The 17362-nt window shown below is 74.6% G+C and carries 11 protein-coding genes; 2 read left to right on the forward strand and 9 right to left on the reverse strand.

Annotation, left to right across the window (positions count from 1 at the left end; translation table 11 throughout):
- Positions 1-33 precede the first annotated feature (33 nt).
- The 8 genes from HDA43_RS08760 to HDA43_RS08795 form a co-directional block, all read right to left on the reverse strand.
- Complete coding sequence (locus HDA43_RS08760; protein WP_179819239.1) at positions 34-1893, reverse strand: glycosyltransferase; 1860 nt, start codon at positions 1891-1893, stop codon at positions 34-36.
- Positions 1893-3122 (reverse strand): glycosyltransferase family 2 protein, encoded by a 1230-nt coding sequence (locus HDA43_RS08765; RefSeq protein WP_312873118.1) that lies wholly within the window; start codon positions 3120-3122, stop codon positions 1893-1895. The genes HDA43_RS08760 and HDA43_RS08765 overlap by 1 nt, the downstream gene beginning before the upstream one ends.
- 138 nt (positions 3123-3260) lie before the next feature.
- Positions 3261-4265, reverse strand: coding sequence for a polysaccharide deacetylase family protein (locus tag HDA43_RS08770; protein ID WP_179819240.1), 1005 nt, complete (start codon positions 4263-4265; stop codon positions 3261-3263).
- Between the two features lie 233 nt (positions 4266-4498).
- A complete protein-coding gene (locus HDA43_RS08775; protein WP_179819241.1) occupies positions 4499-5791 on the reverse strand; it encodes a homoserine dehydrogenase in 1293 nt (430 codons plus the stop codon).
- 34 nt (positions 5792-5825) lie between these two features.
- Positions 5826-7208, reverse strand: a complete 1383-nt coding sequence (lysA, locus tag HDA43_RS08780; RefSeq protein ID WP_179819242.1) for a diaminopimelate decarboxylase — start codon at positions 7206-7208, stop codon at positions 5826-5828.
- Positions 7209-7430: 222 nt separating this feature from the next.
- Complete coding sequence (locus HDA43_RS08785) at positions 7431-8246, reverse strand: neutral zinc metallopeptidase (protein ID WP_179819243.1); 816 nt, start codon at positions 8244-8246, stop codon at positions 7431-7433.
- Between the two features lie 59 nt (positions 8247-8305).
- Entirely contained in the window at positions 8306-8974 is a 669-nt protein-coding gene (locus HDA43_RS08790) for a DALR anticodon-binding domain-containing protein (RefSeq protein WP_179819244.1), read from the reverse strand.
- Positions 8975-9052: 78 nt separating this feature from the next.
- Positions 9053-11035: a hypothetical protein gene (locus HDA43_RS08795; RefSeq protein ID WP_179819245.1), complete on the reverse strand. Its 1983-nt coding sequence runs from the start codon at positions 11033-11035 to the stop codon at positions 9053-9055.
- Between the two features lie 70 nt (positions 11036-11105).
- Between HDA43_RS08795 and HDA43_RS08800 the strand changes: the two genes are divergently transcribed.
- Positions 11106-12773, forward strand: coding sequence for an asparagine synthetase B family protein (locus HDA43_RS08800; RefSeq protein WP_179819246.1), 1668 nt, complete (start codon positions 11106-11108; stop codon positions 12771-12773).
- A 419-nt stretch (positions 12774-13192) separates the two neighbouring features.
- Positions 13193-14881 carry a maltose alpha-D-glucosyltransferase gene (treS, locus tag HDA43_RS08805; RefSeq protein WP_179819247.1) on the forward strand — a complete coding sequence of 563 codons (1689 nt, stop codon included), beginning with the start codon at positions 13193-13195 and terminating at the stop codon, positions 14879-14881.
- A 160-nt stretch (positions 14882-15041) separates the two neighbouring features.
- Here the strand turns inward: treS and HDA43_RS08810 are convergent, their stop codons facing one another.
- On the reverse strand, positions 15042-17321 hold the full coding sequence (locus tag HDA43_RS08810; RefSeq protein WP_179819248.1) for an ABC transporter permease: 2280 nt from the start codon (positions 17319-17321) through the stop codon (positions 15042-15044).
- Positions 17322-17362 lie beyond the last annotated feature (41 nt).

Here is a 17362-nt window from a genome sequence, read left to right on the forward strand (position 1 = left end):
GGGGAGACCGTTCCCCGGGCGGAGCCGGAGTCGTCACCGGCGGCGCGTGATCGCCCGCCTGACCGACGACAGCAGGCCGAGCTGCATCACCTTCCTGGCGGCGGCCAGTTCCTTGCGGGCCGCCGCCAGCTCCTTGCGCAGCCCCCCGACCTCGCGCCGCAGCTCGACGGCGTTCCTGCGCCAGCGGCCCGACTCCTCCTTCCACCGGGCCACCTCGCCGCGGAGCCGTTCGGCCTCCTTGGCGAGGCGGTCGGCCTCGGCCCGCGCCTCGGTCCGGTCCCGGTAGGCGCTCCGGCGTCCGGTGATCTGCCGCGGTCCCGCGGTGAACCCGTGGGTCTCGCCGTCCACCCAGAGGACCCCGAAGACGTCGTCCACGGCGTCGTCGAGGTCCTCGCCCTCGCCGGCGACGATCGCGGCGCGGGCGAACGCGGCGGTGCGCTCCAGCCGGGCCGTCACCAGCCCCGCGTCCCCGGCGTCCCCCTCATTCGCCGCGCCCCCGGCATCCCCGGTGTCCCCGGCCTTCTCCGCGCCCTCGGCGCCGTCCGCGTTCCCCGGGTCCTCGGCGTCCTCGGCGTTTCCGGGAGTCCCGGCGTTCCCGGCCTCCTCGGCCAGCAGCACGGAGACCAGGCCGTACTCGCCCTCGACGGCCAGGTCGAGCAGGCGCGCCAGGGTGTCCTCGCCCGGCGTCCAGCCCGCGGGCAGCCGCAGCCGGTACGGCGCCGCCGTCACCGAACCCCGCTCCCCCTCCGGCCTCCGTTCCCCCGCCGCCTCCCCCGGGTACGGCACGGTCACGCGGGCCGCCCCGGGGGCGGCGAGGGCGAAGCGAACCCGTCCCTCGTGGGCGTAGTGGCCGCGGACCAGCGCCGTTTCCAGGTCCGGGTTCCGCAGCGGCGCGCGGCCCTCGGCGGCGACGCGGTCCCAGGGCCCGACGACGGTGACCGCGACGTCGGGGAGGGTGCCGGCGAGGACGGCGTCGACCGTGGCGCGGACCTCGTCGTAGCCCGCCCGCCCGCCGGCCTCGACGACCACCTCCAGGTAGGGCACCTTCCACTGCCGCGCCGGGTGGGAGCGCAGCCAGCGGTAGGACGGGATCCGGTCGGCCACGAACGCGTGGCTGACCCGGTCGATCGGCGCCTTGCCGCGCATCCGCATGGTGGGGCCGAGGTGGAAGGCCCGGGACAGCGGCTCGGGCACGAAGACCGCGCCCGCCTGGGCGAGCCGGTAGCCCATCTCGGTGTCCTGGCCGAGGATGAGGTCGGTGTCCATCGGCCCGGCCGCCGTGAGCAGCGCGGCGCCGACCGAGGTGGCGCCGCCCACGTGCAGGCTGAACGCGCGGTGCGGGTTGTCGGTGAGGCCGCCGGTGCGCTCGATCAGGTCCACCAGCCAGGCGTGCGGCTCGGCGGGCTCGAACAGCTCCGCCAGGTCGCCGGCGGCGGCCACCGCCTCCGGCGCGGGCAGTTCCGCGGGGGTGAAGCGCAGGTAGCCGGTCACCACGAGGTACGGCGCCGCGTGGTGCCAGCGCATGTGCGCCTCGATCGACCGGCGGTCGAGGACCACGTCGGAGTCGAGCCAGTGGATCACGTCGCCGGTGGCGGCCGCGAGCCCGGCGTTGCGGGCGTGCGCCCGGCCCGGGACCGGGCAGGTGATCAGCCTCGTGCCCGGCGGCCGGAGCGCGGGCAGGCGCAGCGGTGGGTCGCTCCCGTTGTCCACCACGATGACCTCGGTCAGCTCGGCGGGGTAGCTCTGTCCGGCCAGCCCCGCGAGCACCAGGTCGAGCTTGTCCTGGCCGCCGTAGGCGGGCACGACCACGCTGACCCGCAGCGAGGGCGTCCAGGCGCCGAGCTCGGGCGGGGTGAGGACGCGGTGGTCGTTGCCGGGGATCCGTGCTGTCATCACGCTTCCAGAAGCAGGCTCGGGCGGAAGCCGCGCCACTGGTTGGACGCGACGCGCAGGAAGTGGGCGAGCGGGAGCCGCCAGGTGTGCTGGGCCCGTACCGAACGCCGCAGCACGTAGCCGAGGCCGTGGGTGCGGTAGACGCGCGCCCCGGCGGCGTGGGCGGCCTTGAGGAAGGCCGCGTCCACCCCGCTCGGCAGGGCGGGGAAGCCGCCGGTCTCGGTGAACCGGTCCCGGGCGAGCAGGATCGTGCCGCCGGCCACGTGGTCGGACCAGATCTCGCCGGTGTAGTCGGTGCGGCGGACGGTGGCGTCCAGCGGCTCCAGGTAGAAGAACTCGGCGGCGGTGCCCACGATGTCGGCGCCGGAGTAGGACCGCGCCATGAGCAGGTCGGCCAGGTGCTCGGGCCCGTACCAGTCGTCGTCGTCCCACTTGGCGATGTAGTCGCCGCCGGCCCGCAGGGCGGCCGTGTTGAGCGCCGTCCCGAAGGGGACGTCGGCGGCGACCTCGACGACCGTCACCGGAACCTCGCAGGCGGTCAGGGCCCGCCGTACCGCCTCGTGGCCGGCCGGGACGCCGTGCAGGGCGAGCAGGACCTCGACCTCCACCCCCCGCTGGCGGGCGATCTGGGTGAGCGCCTGGCCGAGGTGGTGCGGCCGCATGCTGGACATCACGACGCTGACCTTCGGCGCGGCGCCCGCCGCGGCCCCGGCCCCGGCGCGGGCTCCGGTGGCTCCCGCCGTCCCGGCGGCCGGGCCGCGCAGCGCGTGGCGGCGCAGCCGCACGCTGTGCTCCTCGCGGCGCAGCGCGGTCACCGAACGGGGCCCGCCGGTGTCGTCCGCGGGTGCCCAGGCGGCGAGCAGGCGGGCCAGGCCGGGCTCGACCCAGACCGGCGAGGCGGCGGCGTGCAGCGGCACCCCGGCGGCGGCCAGCCCGGTGACCGTGCCGGCCGGCACCGGTTCGGCGGGCCACCGTACGGCCAGGCCCCGCAACGGCCGCAGGCGGGCGGCCTCGGCGGCGCTCGGACGCTCGCCGAGCGGTTCGCCGTCGGCGGCCCAGTTCCGGCCGTCCCACACCAGTTCGGCCACCGGTCCGTCGGCGGCTCGTTTGAACCCCTCGGGGGTCGCGGGACCGGTCTCAGCGGGACCGGCCTCGGCGGGATCCGTCTCAGCGGTGTCCGGGACGGGGGACTCGGGGGCGTCCGGGGAGGGGGAAGGCTGAACGGGCACCAGCGAAGGATAGCGAGGATGAAAGGCTATTTTTCACGAAATGTCCTATCCGGCCCGTGCGCCGGAGGCCGGGCGGAGCGTCGATGACATCGACGAAGCCGAGCCGGAATCCGGCCCGCGTGCCGGAGGCCGGGCAGGTCACTCTCCGCGCGGCAGCGGGCGGTAGCGTGCGCCGACCGCCTCCCCCAGCGGCAGGACGACCGTGCCGTGCGACTCGCGGGTCGCCAGCCAGCCGAGGAAGTCCTCCAGCAGCTTCGGCGACGCCGAGTAGTCGCCGCAGCCCTCGCAGACCCGGTGGAAGACCAGCGGCAGGACCCCTCCGCTCTTCTCGGCGTCGAAGACCTGCTGCTTCAGGCGCCGCAGCGGCGTGTCCGGGCCCACCGAGCTCGCCGTGCGGATCGCGTGCCGGTCCCTGGGAGGCAGGGTATCCGCCGCCGGACAGGCCGGGCAGGAGAACTCGCGGAGCCCGCCGACGTCGCGGGCCGCGTCGTAGCCGCACCGGCGGGCCGCGGCCTCGGCGCGGGCGTCCACCGAGCCGAAGGGGTAGGCGAGCGTGGCGGGCCGGTATCCCCAGGCCACCAGCTTCCTGCGGTCGTCGCAGATCTGGGCGCGCTGCTCGGCGGCGGACAGCTCGGGCAGGCGGAGATGGGTCAGTGTGTGACCGCCGATCTCGTGGCCCGCCCGGGCGATCGCGGCGAGCCCGCGGCGGGTCAGCTTGCGCTCGCGCCCGACCGTGCCGGTGTTGACGTAGAAGGTGCCGCGCATGCCGTGCCGCTCCAGCGTGCGGGCGACGGCCGGGTGGGTGGCGTCGCCGTCGTCGAAGGTCAGCGAGACGATCGCCCCGGCCCGCTTCGGCGCCCGGGTCCCGGCCGCTCCCGCCGCGCGGGCCCCGTCGGCCTCCGCGCCGCCCCCTCCCGCCGTACGGTGCCCGGCGGCCCCGGGACCCCCCTGGCCGTCCGCCCGGGCCGCCACGCCAGGAAGCGTCCCCGGGAGCATCGCGGGAAGCGCCGTCAGGAACGCCGTCAGAAGCGCCGTCAGAAGCACGACCGGAAGCGTCGTCAGGACGGCCGCCGTCGCCGGCGGCCGCGTCCGGCGGACGGTCCTGTCGGTGGACACGACCCTGCGGGCGGCGGAGGGGAGCATGCGCACCACGGTACAAGCCGGTGATCACCGATGCACGGGATGTCACCGAACCGTCCCGGCGGAACCGCCGGGACGGCCCCGGACCTTGGCCCCGAACTCCGGCGGCGGACCGCCCGGGCCGCCGCGCAGGCCGGATCAGGCCCGGGTCGCGAGAACGGGGCGCCCGTCGCGGGAACGGCCCGCCCCGGGAACCCCTGACGCGGGGCCCCGGGGCGGGCCGGCCTCGCGGCGGATCAGGCGATGTCCTCGCCCTCGACGCGCATGACGCTCACCACGTCGCGGACGATGTCCATCTCGCGCAGCCCCTGGATGGTGGCCGAGAGGGCGGCGTCGTCGGCCCGGTGGGTGACCAGGACGAGCTGGGCGTCGTCGCCGTGCCCCTCCTGGCGGACGGTCTGGATGGAGACGTCCTGCCTGGCGAACATGTCGGCCACCCGGGCGAGCACGCCCGGCTTGTCGGCGACGTCCAGGGAGACGTGGTAGCGCGTGACGGTCTCGCCCATCGGGTGCACCGCCAGGTCGGCGTAGGTGGACTCCTCCGGGCCGCGGGTGCCGGCCAGGTGGTTGCGCGCCACGGCCACGATGTCGCCCAGCACGGCGCTCGCCGTCGGGGCGCCGCCGGCGCCCGCGCCGTAGAACATGAGCCGACCGGCCGACTCCGCCTCCACGAAGACCGCGTTGTACGCCTCGCGGACCCCGGCCAGCGGGTGCGACCTGGGGATCATGGCCGGGTGGACCCGTACGCCGAAGGAGCGGCCGTCGTCGGAGCGGGCGCAGATCGCCAGCAGCTTGATGACGCATCCCATCGCCCTGGCGCCGGCCACGTCGGCCGCGGTGACCTCGGTGATGCCCTCGCGGTGGACGTCCGCGGCCGTCACGCGGCTGTGGAAGGCGATCTTCGCGAGGATCGCGGCCTTGGCGGCGGCGTCGAAGCCCTCGACGTCGGCGGTGGGGTCGGCCTCGGCGTACCCCAGGGCCTGGGCCTCCTCCAGCGCGTCGGAGAACGACGCCCCGGTGGAGTCCATCTTGTCGAGGATGTAGTTGGTGGTGCCGTTGACGATGCCCATCACCCGGTGGACGCGGTCGCCCGCCAGCGACTCGCGCAGCGGGCGGATCAGCGGGATGGCCCCGGCGACGGCCGCCTCGAAGTAGAGGTCGGCGCCGTTGGCCCGGGCCGCGGCGTGGACGGTCGCGCCGTCCTCGGCGAGCAGCGCCTTGTTGGCCGTGACGACCGACTTGCCGCCTTTCATGGCCGCCAGGATCAGGGACCTGGCCGGCTCGATGCCGCCGATCACCTCGACGACGATGTCGACGTCGTCCCGGGCGACCAGCGCCTCGGCATCGGTGGTCAGCAGGGCCGGGTCCACGTCGGTATCGCGCCTGCGGCCCGGCCGCCGCACGGCCACCCCGGCGAGCTCCAGCGGGGCCCCGACGCGCGCCGCGAGGTCGTCGGCCTGCTCTCGCATCAGCCGGATCACCTGGGAGCCGACGACGCCGCACCCGAGGAGGGCTACTTTCAGAGCCACGCGCCCGCACCACCCTTCTCGCTCACGGCCGCCCTCACAGCTGGCCCCTCAGCAGGTCTTCCTCGGTCTCCCGGCGGACGATCACCCGGGACTCCCCGTCCTTGACCGCCACCACGGCGGGCTTGGGGAGGTAGTTGTAGTTGTTGGCCAGCGACCGGCAGTAGGCGCCGGTGCCGGCCACCGCGACCAGGTCGCCGGTGGCGAGGTCGGCCGGCAGCCACAGGTCGCGGACCACCATGTCGCCGCTCTCGCAGTGCTTGCCCACCAGGCGCGAGAGCATCGGCTCGGCGTCGCTCTCCCTGGAGGCCAGGCGCGCGGTGTACTCGGCACCGTACAGGGCCGTGCGGATGTTGTCGCTCATGCCGCCGTCGACGCTGACGTAGGTGCGCAGCCCCTCGACGTCCTTGATCGTGCCGACCTCGTAGAGCGTCACACCCGCGCGGCCGGCGATGCTGCGGCCCGGCTCGACGGTCAGCCGGGGCACCGGCAGGCCGGCGGACTCGGCCACCCTGGTGACGATCTCCCGCAGGCCGTCGGCGATCACCTTGACGTCGGGCGCGGTGTCGCCCTCGACGTAGGGGATGCCGTAGCCGCCGCCGAGGTCGAGCTCGGGCAGGACGACGCCGTGCTCCTCCTTGATCTGCACCAGGAGCGTGGCCAGCCGCCGCGCGGCGACCTCGAACCCGGCCGTGTCAGTGATCTGGGAGCCGATGTGGGAGTGCAGGCCGACGAGCTCCAGCTGGGGCAGGGCCAGGACGCGGCGGGCCGCCTCGGCCGCGGCGCCGCTGCCGAGGGAGAAGCCGAACTTCTGGTCGTCGTGGGCGGTGGCGATGAACTCGTGGGTGTGCGCCTCCACGCCCACGGTGACGCGGATCATCACCCGGGGGCGCCTGCCGTGCTTGTCGGCGAGGAAGCCCAGACGGGCGATCTCCTCGAAGGAGTCGGCCACGATGTGCCCGACACCGGCCTCGACGGCCCGCTCCAGCTCGGCGAGCGACTTGTTGTTGCCGTGCATCGTGATCCGCTCGGGCGGGAAGCCGACGCTCAGCGCGACGGCCAGCTCGCCGCCGCTGCACACGTCGAGGCCCAGCCCCTCCTGCATGACCCAGCGGGCCGTCTCACGGCACAGGAACGCCTTGCCGGCGTAGTGGACGTCGCCGTCGGCGTACGCCTCGCGGTAGTCGCGGCACCGGGAGCGGAAGTCCTCCTCGTCCACCACGTAGAGAGGCGTGCCGTGCTCGGCGACCAGGTCCCTGACGTCGGCGCCGCCGATCGTGACGGCGCCGCCGTCACGGCCGGCCGTTCGCGGCCAGATGTGGGGATCGAGTCCGTTGAGGTCGGCGGGCGCGTGCGGAGGGCGCTCCTCGGGCAGCACCTCGGCGTGCCGGTCACCGGCGGGATGGGCGAATCGACTCACCCGATCGAGGCTATCGGACCCGGCGGCGCCGATGAGACCGATGACCACCTGTCGAGACGACGTCCTCCCCAATGGCATGAATTTTTCACGCGTTTCACACCCGGGGCGCGATATTTTTACGTTCCTCCCGCCTCCGCCGCGAGGAGATCCGCGCCCCGGCCCCGCCCCGCCGGGAGACCGCGCCGGGGAGACCGTGCCGTCGCCCCGGCCGCCGGGAGGGTCTCAGGACACCTGCGTCGCCGGGACGCCCCAGGTGTTGCACGCCCCCACCGTGCCGGTGCGCTGCCCCCGGGCGATCCACGCGGCGCTGCTGGCGCCCGAGCCGTGCGACTGGCGGTAGCTCGCCGCCTGGCCGTCCGGGTCGCCGGCGTCGGCGGCGGCCATCCGGCGCTGCTCGCGCAGCAGGCGCGGCCCGACGACCCGCAGCGCCGCCGCGGCCAGGCAGTCGGCCTGCAGTTCGAGCCGCCGTGACCACGCCTCGTCGAAGGTCTCCGAGCCCCGCCTGTCGGCGATCCCGCTGACCTCCTGGACGTGGTGGGCGTACTCGTGGGCGAGGGTGAACATCATCGGGGCCGCCCGGCCTCCGCTCTGGACCAGCACGTTGACCACGCGTTCCCGCGGGCAGTAGATCCCGGCCCAGTCGTGGTCCTCCTTGCCGCACGCGGCGTCCGCGGGGACGCGCACCAGCCGCAGCTCGGCAGGGGGCGTGTAGTCGATGCCGGCCTCGGCGAGCGACGCCGCCCACATCCCGTCCAGGCAGCGGGCCAGGGCGCGCAGGGTCACGCCCGCCCGGGCGTCGGGATCGCGGGGCAGCCCGGCGCAGCGTCCGCCGACCGGCCGGGTGGCGGCGTAGAGGCGATGGGTGGCGGCGACCGACCGGGGCGAGCCGGGCGCGGTCCCGATGAGGCCCTGGAGGTCGCCGCGGAGGTAGACCGTCCCGCAGGCGATGATCGCGAAGGCCAGCGCCACCGGCAGGACGCGCCGGACCACCCCGGGCCGCCGCGGCTCCCCGGGCGACCAGTCCCGCGGACCGCTCATCGACCCCTCCCGTCCGCTCGCTCCGTAAAGGTTCCTCACGGACTGTCCGTGAGGGTCTATCACAGGCCGGTCGGCGCTGTCTCGCCGAGTGCGGCCAGCCCCTCGGACAGCACGTCCCGTACGGCGCGGGCCAGCCGTACCCGGGCCGTGTGCAGCGGCGAGGGCGGCTCGTCGCCCGAGGGCAGGGCGGGGGCGCGCTCGAACGCGTCGTGGTAGGCCAGGGCGAGCTGCTCGGTGTAGGCGGCCCAGCCGGGGTCCCTGCTCACCCGCCTGCCGGGCAGCTCGGCGAGCGACCTGAGCACGGCGCGGTCCCGGCGCCCGGTGAGCAGTCCGGGCCGGAAGTCCCCGGTCACGCCCAGCTCCGCGGCCCAGCGCTGCACGGCCGCCGCCCGCACGTGGGCGTACCGTACGGCGAAGCCGGGGTTGGCCCAGGTCCGCGGGAAGTCCGGCCAGGGGGACGGACCGGCGGCGGGGGCCACGGCCACCGCGGCGGCCGGGCCGATCTCGGTGACCAGCTCCCCCGGCACGGCGACCTCGATCTCCAGGAACCCGCCGGGCCGTACCCGCACGTCCGCGATGCCGGGCAGGGCGCGCAGCCGCGCGGCCATCGCCTCCGGGTCCTCGCCGCGCCGCAGCGCGGCCGGGGAGACGTACGTCGCCGCCTCGGCCCAGGTGCCGCGCGGGATCGGCGGCAGGCCCAGGACCTCCGCGAGCCTGCCGGGCGTCACGGCCGGCCGCCCGGAAGCGCGCCGGCGGGCGGCGCCACGTCGGTGAACGCGCCGGTGAGCGGTGCCACGCCGCGCAGTCTAGACGAGCGCGTGCGGCTCGGGCGGGCCGTAGTCGACGAGCCGGGCCGCGCCGAGGAGCCAGCGGTCGCGGTCGCGCACGCACACGTAGCCGTAGCGGTCGGCGGAGAAGACCTTGACCCCGTCGGCCCGGCACTGGCGCATCAGCACCTCGTCCCAGCCCTCGGAGACGTCGGCGAAGCCGATGCCGCGCAGGACGGTACGGCGGGCCAGCAGCGTCGCCCCGGAGACCTCGGGGAGGTAGGAGTACTCGGCCGACGGCTGGCGCAGCACCGTCGCGGCGACGTCGCGCATGTGCGCGAAGTAGGCCGCCTTGCCGACGATGTCGGCGGTGGTGAACAGGAAGGGGCGGGCGAGGTCGGTCAGGTAGTGCTCGCCGTAGAGGTCGCGGCCGTCCATGACGGCGACCAGGTCGCCCTCGCACAGGTCGAGGGCGCGGTTCAGCATGCCGCCGAGGGTCAGCCCGGACTCGGTGCGGCGGGCCGCGACGTCCACCCGGTCGGGCATCGCGGCGCGGGCCCGCTCGGCCGCGTCGGGGGCGTCCGACAGCACGACGAGCTGCACGACGCCCTTCTGCGGCGCGACCTGGGCGAGGGCGTGGTCGAGGTCGCCCCGGTCGATCAGGATGACCGAGACGTTCAGGGTGGCGCGGGCGCTGGGCAGGCCGACCGCGCCGAGCAGGTCGTCGACCTTCTGGCTCATCGTGCCGGCGGCGTAGGACTGGCGGAGCGCCACGTGGGCCCGGCGGTCGTCGGCGGAGAGGGCGAGGGCGTCCGGCGGGGCGGGCGGCCCGGCCTGCGGCGGCGTCGCGGCCACGGGTTCGGCCGGGTCGACCGGAGTGATCGGCGTGCCGCAGGCGGCCAGCTCGGCCATCCGCCAGGGCTCGGTGCCCGGCGGGCAGTACACGGCCCTGGGCCAGCGGTAGGAGGTGAGCACGTCGGGATACGCCAGGTGGGCGGGGAGCAGCTCCGCGAGGGTCAGCACCCGGTCGAAGCGGTCCCCGGCCAGCGGCAGCGGGTTGTGCACCCGGGGCTGGACGGCGAAGGGCAGCAGGCCCAGGGAGGGCGGGCGGCGGCCGGGCTCCGGCTCCCGCGCCGCCAGGGTGGCGCCCCATTCCTTGACGGTGCCGGGCAGCGCCGAGACGACGTGCTCGAACAGGCTCGCGGCGGCGGCGAACCGGCCGACCTCGCCGTGGGTGTGCCAGAAGACGGTGCGGATGCCCCGTTCGGCGCACCACGCCAGCAGGGCGCGCAGCGCCGGGCCGGCCTCGCGTACCTCGTCGGCCCAGGGGCCCCCGGTGACCGACTCCACCAGCAGCAGGTGCGGGACCTCGGCCGACAGGGCGCGGGCGAAGTCGCCGGGGGTGAACCCGGCGGTCTGGCGCCACTCGTAGCGCAGCAGCGCCTCGGCGTGCGGCTCGGCGACGACGGCCGCCGTCAGGTGGGGGCGGGTGTTGGGGCCGGTCGGCACGCGGAAGGGCTTGAGCTTGACCGAGGCGCCGCCGATGACCCGGGTGGAGGTGGTGGCCTGGAACGACGCGCCGGGGACCTGCCGGTCGGTCTTCTTGGTGACCGGGATGGGCTGCCGCTTGGGCGCGACCGGGCGCTTGGCGGGCTTGGCGGCCCCGCGCAGGCCCCGCGCCAGCCGGACCGGGTTGCTCTTGCCCGTCTTGATCGCGTCGCCGAGCCGGGACCAGCGGGCCACCTGCACCGACGACAGCTTCCACCTGGCCACCTCGGCCTGGTAGCGCTGCTCGGCCAGGTCGCGGCGGAGCTTCTCCTCGGCCGCCTGCGCCGCCGCGAGGCCCTTCTCGGCCTGCTCCAGACGCTCGCGCAGCGTGTTCGCCTCGGCCGACGCGCGCTCCGCGTCGGCGATCTTCGCCTGCGCCGCGTCGAGCAGCCTGGCCAGCTCGGCGGCCCGCTCCGCCTGGGCAACGGCGTCCCGCAGCGCCAGCCGTGTGCTCTCGAGTTGATCGCCCGCCACGTCGTCCTCCGATTCCTGAGCCGGGCGAAAGGATACCCTTTACTCAATCTCGACAAAGAGGAGTAGCACGGTGCAGTGGCCGACGTTCAATGTGAGGCCGTACGTCTGCGGCGGCATCGGCCACCTCGACGAGGCCGCGCTGGAGACCCTCCGGCAGGCGGGGCCGCGGGTGCGGCCCGCGCTGCGCGAGCCGGGAGCGGCCCTCTTCAGCTCCTCGCCGCTGCCGCCGTACCACCGCGGCGAGGGGACGTGGGCGTTCGCCTGGGGTGAGCGCGGGCCGTCGGGACCCGGCCGGACACGGTCGTGGATCGGAGTGGCGGAGGAGTTCGAGACGCCCGGCCTGATCGGCGACGGCGAGCGGATCGTGCTGCACGCCGGCGGACTCGGCCTGGTGGACGTCTACTACCTGGCGCTGGACGGCGTGGTCTACTTCTCCTCCCTGCTGGAGCCGCTGCTGTCGCTGACGCGCGGTCCGCACGAGGTCGACTGGGAGGCCTGGGCCGCGATCATCCAGGTCACCTTCCCGCTCCGCGACGACACCCCCTACACCGGCGTCAAGCGGCTGACCGGGTCGGGGGCGCTGGTGCTCGACCGGGCCACCGGCCGGATCGCCACCGAGCGGATGCTGCCCCGCTGGCTGCGCGAGGAGCCGTTCGAGGCGGGCCGCTCGGCCGGGGAGATCCTGGAGATCCTGCACGAGGTCTACAAGGACTTCGAGGACCGGCCGCTGCTGGTGCCGGTCAGCGGCGGCTACGACTCGCGGCTGCTGTGCTCGGTCGCGGTGGCCCGGGGCGCCGACGTGGAGTCGTGGACGACCAGCCCCGACGACGGCACCGACACCGACATCGCCTTCGCCCGCGCCATCACCCGCGAGCTGGGCGTACGGCACCGCGTGATCCCCCAGGACGCCGCCGCCTATCCCGCCGACGCGCTGGACGTCGCCCGGCGTCTCGAGTTCCTCACCCCGCACCACGCCTGGTACGCCCCCTTCGCCCGCGAGGTCCACCGGGCGGGCCGGACCCTGGTGGACGGCCTGGCCGGCGGGCCGCTGCTGAAGAACTTCATGGTCAGCGGGGCCGCGATCACCGCCTCCTCGCAGGCCGAGCGCAAGGCCGCTCTGCTGGGCTCGCTATCGCTGGGCGCCCCCTCGGTGCCGTTCCTGTCCGAGGCAGCCGCCGAGTGGATCGGCTCGGCGGTGCGGACGGCCTTCGCCCAGTCGACCTCGATGCTGAACGGCCACCGGGCCGAGCTGCCCCTCTCCGTGCTGCACACCCGGACGGCCAAGGGCATCGCCCGCTCGGCGGTCAACCTTGTCGGGCCCGAGGTGTCGTTCGCCGCGCCGTTCATGCACCCGGCCTTCTTCGACGCGGCGCTGTCGGTGGGGGTGGCCCGCAAGGACGGCGGGCGCTTCTACCGGGAGCTGCTGCACGCGGCCAACCCGCGCGTCGCGGCGCTGCCCTCGACCAACGTCGTCAAGCAGCCGCTCCAGCGGGTTCCGCTGCGCTCGGCCGCCGCGCCGGCCCGCGAGTACGGCCACCGCATGCTGGCGCGGGTCGCCTCGACGGTGCCCACGCTCCTGTCGGAGCAGCTCCAGGACGTCGTCGCCGCCGGGCCGGACGCCCTGGCGCGGTTCAACGGGTGGAACGACCGGTTCTGGGTGCGTGGCCTGGTGCTCTTCGGAGCCTGGCTCACCGACCGCGAGGAGCGCCTGACCGGCCTCACCCCGCCCTGGGCCTGAGGGACGCCGTTCCGGACCCGGCCCTCCCGGGCGACACTCTCGGAAAGCCCTTTCCCATCACCGTCGGCGCGACCCGGCCGGGCACCCGTACGCCCAGGTCAGCGTGGTCGCGGCCGACGGCTTTCCGGTAAAGAAACGGTAAGTGTCGTGACGGCTACGCGCGGATGGCGCGATACTCGCGGGGAATCCGCGGAACGGAGCGGAGACCGTCCGATTTCTGGGGGTTCGCCGCGCCCCTCCGGCTGGTAGTCTTCGCGGATAAAGCGCCACAAACGGATGGCACCGAATCACAAATTCGGTCCGACCGGGGCCCGGAGCTCATGGGGATGACGACTCCCGGCCAGCGCGGTGATCACAACATGTTCAGCCGGTAGACCGGCGACATCGTCCTGCCCTTTCTCACCCTGAGCGAGAACACGATGCACGCATCCCCCTCCCCCGAGACCGTGTCCGAGGACTTCGTCTCCTCCGACCCGCAGTGGTACAAGCGCGCGGTCTTCTACGAGGTGCTGGTCCGCGGGTTCAAGGACTCCAACGGCGACGGCACGGGAGACCTCCGCGGCCTCATCGAGAAACTGGACTACCTCCAGTGGCTCGGCGTGGACTGTCTGTGGCTGCTGCCGCTGTACGAGTCGCCACTGCGTGACGGCGGATACGACATCTCCGACTACATGAAGATCCTGCCGGAGTTCGGTGACCTGGCGGACTTCGTGAAGCTCATCGAGGAGGCCCACCAGCGGGGCCTGCGCATCATCACCGACCTGGTGATGAACCACACCAGCGACAAGCACCCGTGGTTCCAGGCGTCCCGCCACGACCCCACCGGCCCCTACGGCGACTTCTACGTCTGGGCCGACGAGCCGACCGGCTACCCCGACGCCCCGATCATCTTCATCGGCGCCGAGGAGTCCAACTGGACCTACGACCCGGTCCGCAAGCAGTACTACTGGCACCGCTTCTTCTCCCACCAGCCGGACCTCAACTACGACAACCCGGCGGTCCAGGAGGCCATGCTGGAGGTGCTGCGGTTCTGGCTGGACCTCGGCATCGACGGCTTCCGCCTCGACGCGGTGCCGTACCTGTTCGAGCGTGAGGGCACGGCCTGCTCCGGCCTGCCGGAGACGCACGCCTACCTGAAGAAGGTCCGCGCCGAGGTGGACCGCCTCTACCCCGACCGGGTGCTGCTGGCCGAGGCCAACGGCTGGCCCGAGGACGTCGTGGAGTACTTCGGCGACCCGACCACCGGCGGCGACGAGTGCCACATGGCGTTCCACTTCCCGCTGATGCCGCGCATCTTCATGGCCGTGCGACGCGGCAGCCGCGAGCCGATCTCCGAGATCATGTCCCGGACGCCGAAGCTCCCCGAGAAGGCCCAGTGGGGCATCTTCCTCCGCAACCACGACGAGCTGACGCTGGAGACGGTCACCGAGGAAGAGCGCGACTACATGCACGCCGAGTACGCCAAGGACCCGCGCATGCGCGCCTACCTCGGCATCCGGCGCCGTCTCGCCCCGCTGCTGGAGAACGACCGCGACCAGATCGAGCTGTTCACCGCGCTGCTGCTGTCACTGCCCGGCTCGCCGGTCATGTACTACGGCGACGAGATCGGCATGGGCGACAACATCTGGCTGGAGGACCGCGACGCGGTCCGCACCCCGATGCAGTGGAGCCCCGACCGCAACGCCGGCTTCTCCCAGGCCGACCCGGGCCGGCTGTACCTGCCCACCATCATGGACCCGATCTACGGCTACCAGGCGATCAACGTCGAGGCCCAGGAGAGGAACCCGGCGTCGCTGCTGCACTTCACCCGCAGGATGCTGGAGATCCGGCGCAACCACCCGGTCTTCGGCACGGGCGTCTACAACGAGCTGTGGTCCGGCAACCCGTCCGTGCTGTCCTTCATCCGTGAGGACGGCGACGACCTGATGCTGTGCGTCAACAACCTGTCGAAGTACCCCCAGCCGGTCGAGCTGGACCTGCGCCGCTTCGAGGGCATGACGCCGGTCGAGGCCCGCGGCTCGGTGCCGTTCCCCCAGATCGGGACCCTGCCCTACCTGCTGACCCTTCCCTCCTACGGCTTCTACTGGTTCTCCCTCACCCGCCCCTGACGGTCCCGCCCGGAAGACGGTGCGGTACGGCCCCGCCGTACCGCACCGGCTTCGGCGTCCGGCGGGCGAGGTGACCGCGCCGTCATGAGCTGAGGCATGACCTGGGGGCATGACGGCGGGCCGGCGCCGACGGCGCCGGCCCGTGGCTATCGGGCCGTGGCTACCGGGCCGTGACCGGGACCTGGGCGCGGGCGGCTCTCCTCGCCGGAATGAGGGCGACCAGCAGGGCCGCGCCGACCGCGACGACCACCGCCACCGTCAGGGTCAGCGGCGAGGGGGCCCGGCCGATGCCCGCGCCGACGCCGCTGGTGTGGCCCTGCAGGTCGACCAGGCCCGCCACCACCGAGGCCCCGGCCGCGGCGCCGGCCACCACGCCCAGCACGACGAGCAGGCCGGTGCCGGTGACCAGCGTGGCGGCCACCTGCCGGGGGGTGAGACCCATGGCCTTGAGCACCGCCAGGTCCAGCGCGTGGTCCCGCAGGCCCAGGGCGCTGGCGGTCAGCAGGTTCGCCAGGCCCAGCAGCGAGAGCACCACGATCAGCGCGACGATCACCACGCGGATGACCGAGAGCCGATCGGCCGGGTTGACCACCCGGGCCACCTCCAGCTTCTCGCCGGAGGCGGCCAGCAGCCGGGCCCGGACCGCCGCGGGGTCGGCCCCCGGTTCGAGCACCAGGCTGTAGAACTGCGGCGGCACCGCGTCCTTGGCCGCGAGGGTGTCCATCCCCAGGGAGAGCACCTCGCCGTCCTGGTCGGGCTCCACCACCCGGCCCACGATGTGCACGATCAGCGGCGTGCCGCCGACCGTCATCCGCACCCGGTCGCCGATCTTCACGCCCAGCAGGTCGAGCAGCCCCTGCCCGGCCAGCGCCTCGCCGCGGGCGGCGAACATCCGCCCCTCGGCCACCCGGAAGGGGTACGGCTCGGCCGAGGTGCCCAGCGCCCTGGCCAGGACGGTCCTGGTCTGCTCCGGCTCCAGCGCGGAGACCTCGGCGCCGGGGTAGACGGCCCGCACCTGCGGGTCGGCCGCGGCCAGCCGGGCGGCCTCCTCGGCGGGGAGCTTGTCGGGGTGGACGACCAGCGCCGCCGCCTGCCCGACCCGCTCGGGGTGGCGCAGGAAGTCGTCCAGGGTCGCCCAGCACCCCAGCCCGATGGTGATCATCATCATCGGGACGGCGAGGCCGAAGATGCTCAGCAGCGCGGGCGTCCGCCGGGTGAAGGCGTCGCGGGTGCCCAGGACGAGCGCGGGCGGCAGCCGTACCAGGAGGGCGAGGCGGGCCATCCGCGACAGGCGGCCCCGGGGCGGCGCGGCGGGCACCGCGGGCAGCGGCGGCGTGCGGCCCCCGCGCCAGGCGGGCAGGGCCGCGGCGACCACGACCACCGCGGCGGTGCCGAGGATGATCAGCAGTAGCGGCAGCGGCGACGGCGGCAGGAGCGGCACCCCGTCCAGCGCGAAGAAGGCGACGAGCTGCCCGCAGACCAGCCCGCAGGCGATGCCGAGCAGACCGAGCGCGCCGTGCTCCACGGTCAGCAGGCCGAAGATCTGGCCCCGGGTGTAGCCGAGTGACTTGAGGGTGGCGATGTCGCGGGTCTGGGTGAGCACCCGGCCGCCCACCGCGTTGGCGACGGCCAGCGCGGCGGCGACCAGCCCGGTGACGCCGAACAGCGCCAGCAGCAGGCCGAGCAGCCGGTTGTCCAGCTCCATGGCGGCGCGGACCTCGCGCCAGGTGGACATGCGCCGGATCTGGTCGTTCAGCAGGGTGACCGCGCCGTGCACGGCCGGGAGGGTGTCCTCGCCGTCCACGAGCCGCAGGCCGGTGACCGACTCGCTGCGGCCGAGCGCCGGCTCGACCCGGGCGAGGGTGGAGGTGAGCGTCCAGGCCAGGCCGGGCGTCCACTCGGGGTAGAAGCCCTGGTCGGCGGTGTCGGCCAGGCCGACCACGGTCAGCGGGTGCGAGGCGCCGTTGAGCGCGGTGACCGGGAAGGAGGCGCCGATCCGCAGGCCCAGCGCCTCGGCGAAGGACCGCTCGACGACCACGCCGTCGGTGTCGCCGGGGCGCAGCCACCGCCCCTGCCGGACCAGCGGCGTGGCCACCGCCGGCGGTCTCGCCTCCATCCCGCGCAGCGCCACCGGTGACTTCTTGCCCTCCAGGGTGAGCGTCACCGGCGCGGTGCGGTACGGCCCGGCCACCTCGGCCACGCCCGGCAGGCGGGACAGCGCGGTCACGTCGGGGGCGTCCCCGGTGTGGATCCACACGTGGGCGCCGCGGGACTCGGTGAACAGTCCCCGCCAGGGGTTGGTGCCGTCCTCCAGGAGGGTCACCGAGACGATCAGCGCCGTGACGATCCCCGCGACCGCGAGCACCGTCAGGAGCGCCTGCCCCCGCCGGGCCCTCAGGTCGGCGCGGATCCACCGGGCCGAGGCCCTGGCCGTGCTCATGCCGGGGATCCCGGGCGCGCGGGGGGATGGGCCGGAGGCCG

Origin of the sequence: Streptosporangium sandarakinum (assembly GCF_013409935.1) — a bacterium.
In the GTDB taxonomy this organism is placed as follows: domain Bacteria; phylum Actinomycetota; class Actinomycetes; order Streptosporangiales; family Streptosporangiaceae; genus Streptosporangium; species Streptosporangium nondiastaticum.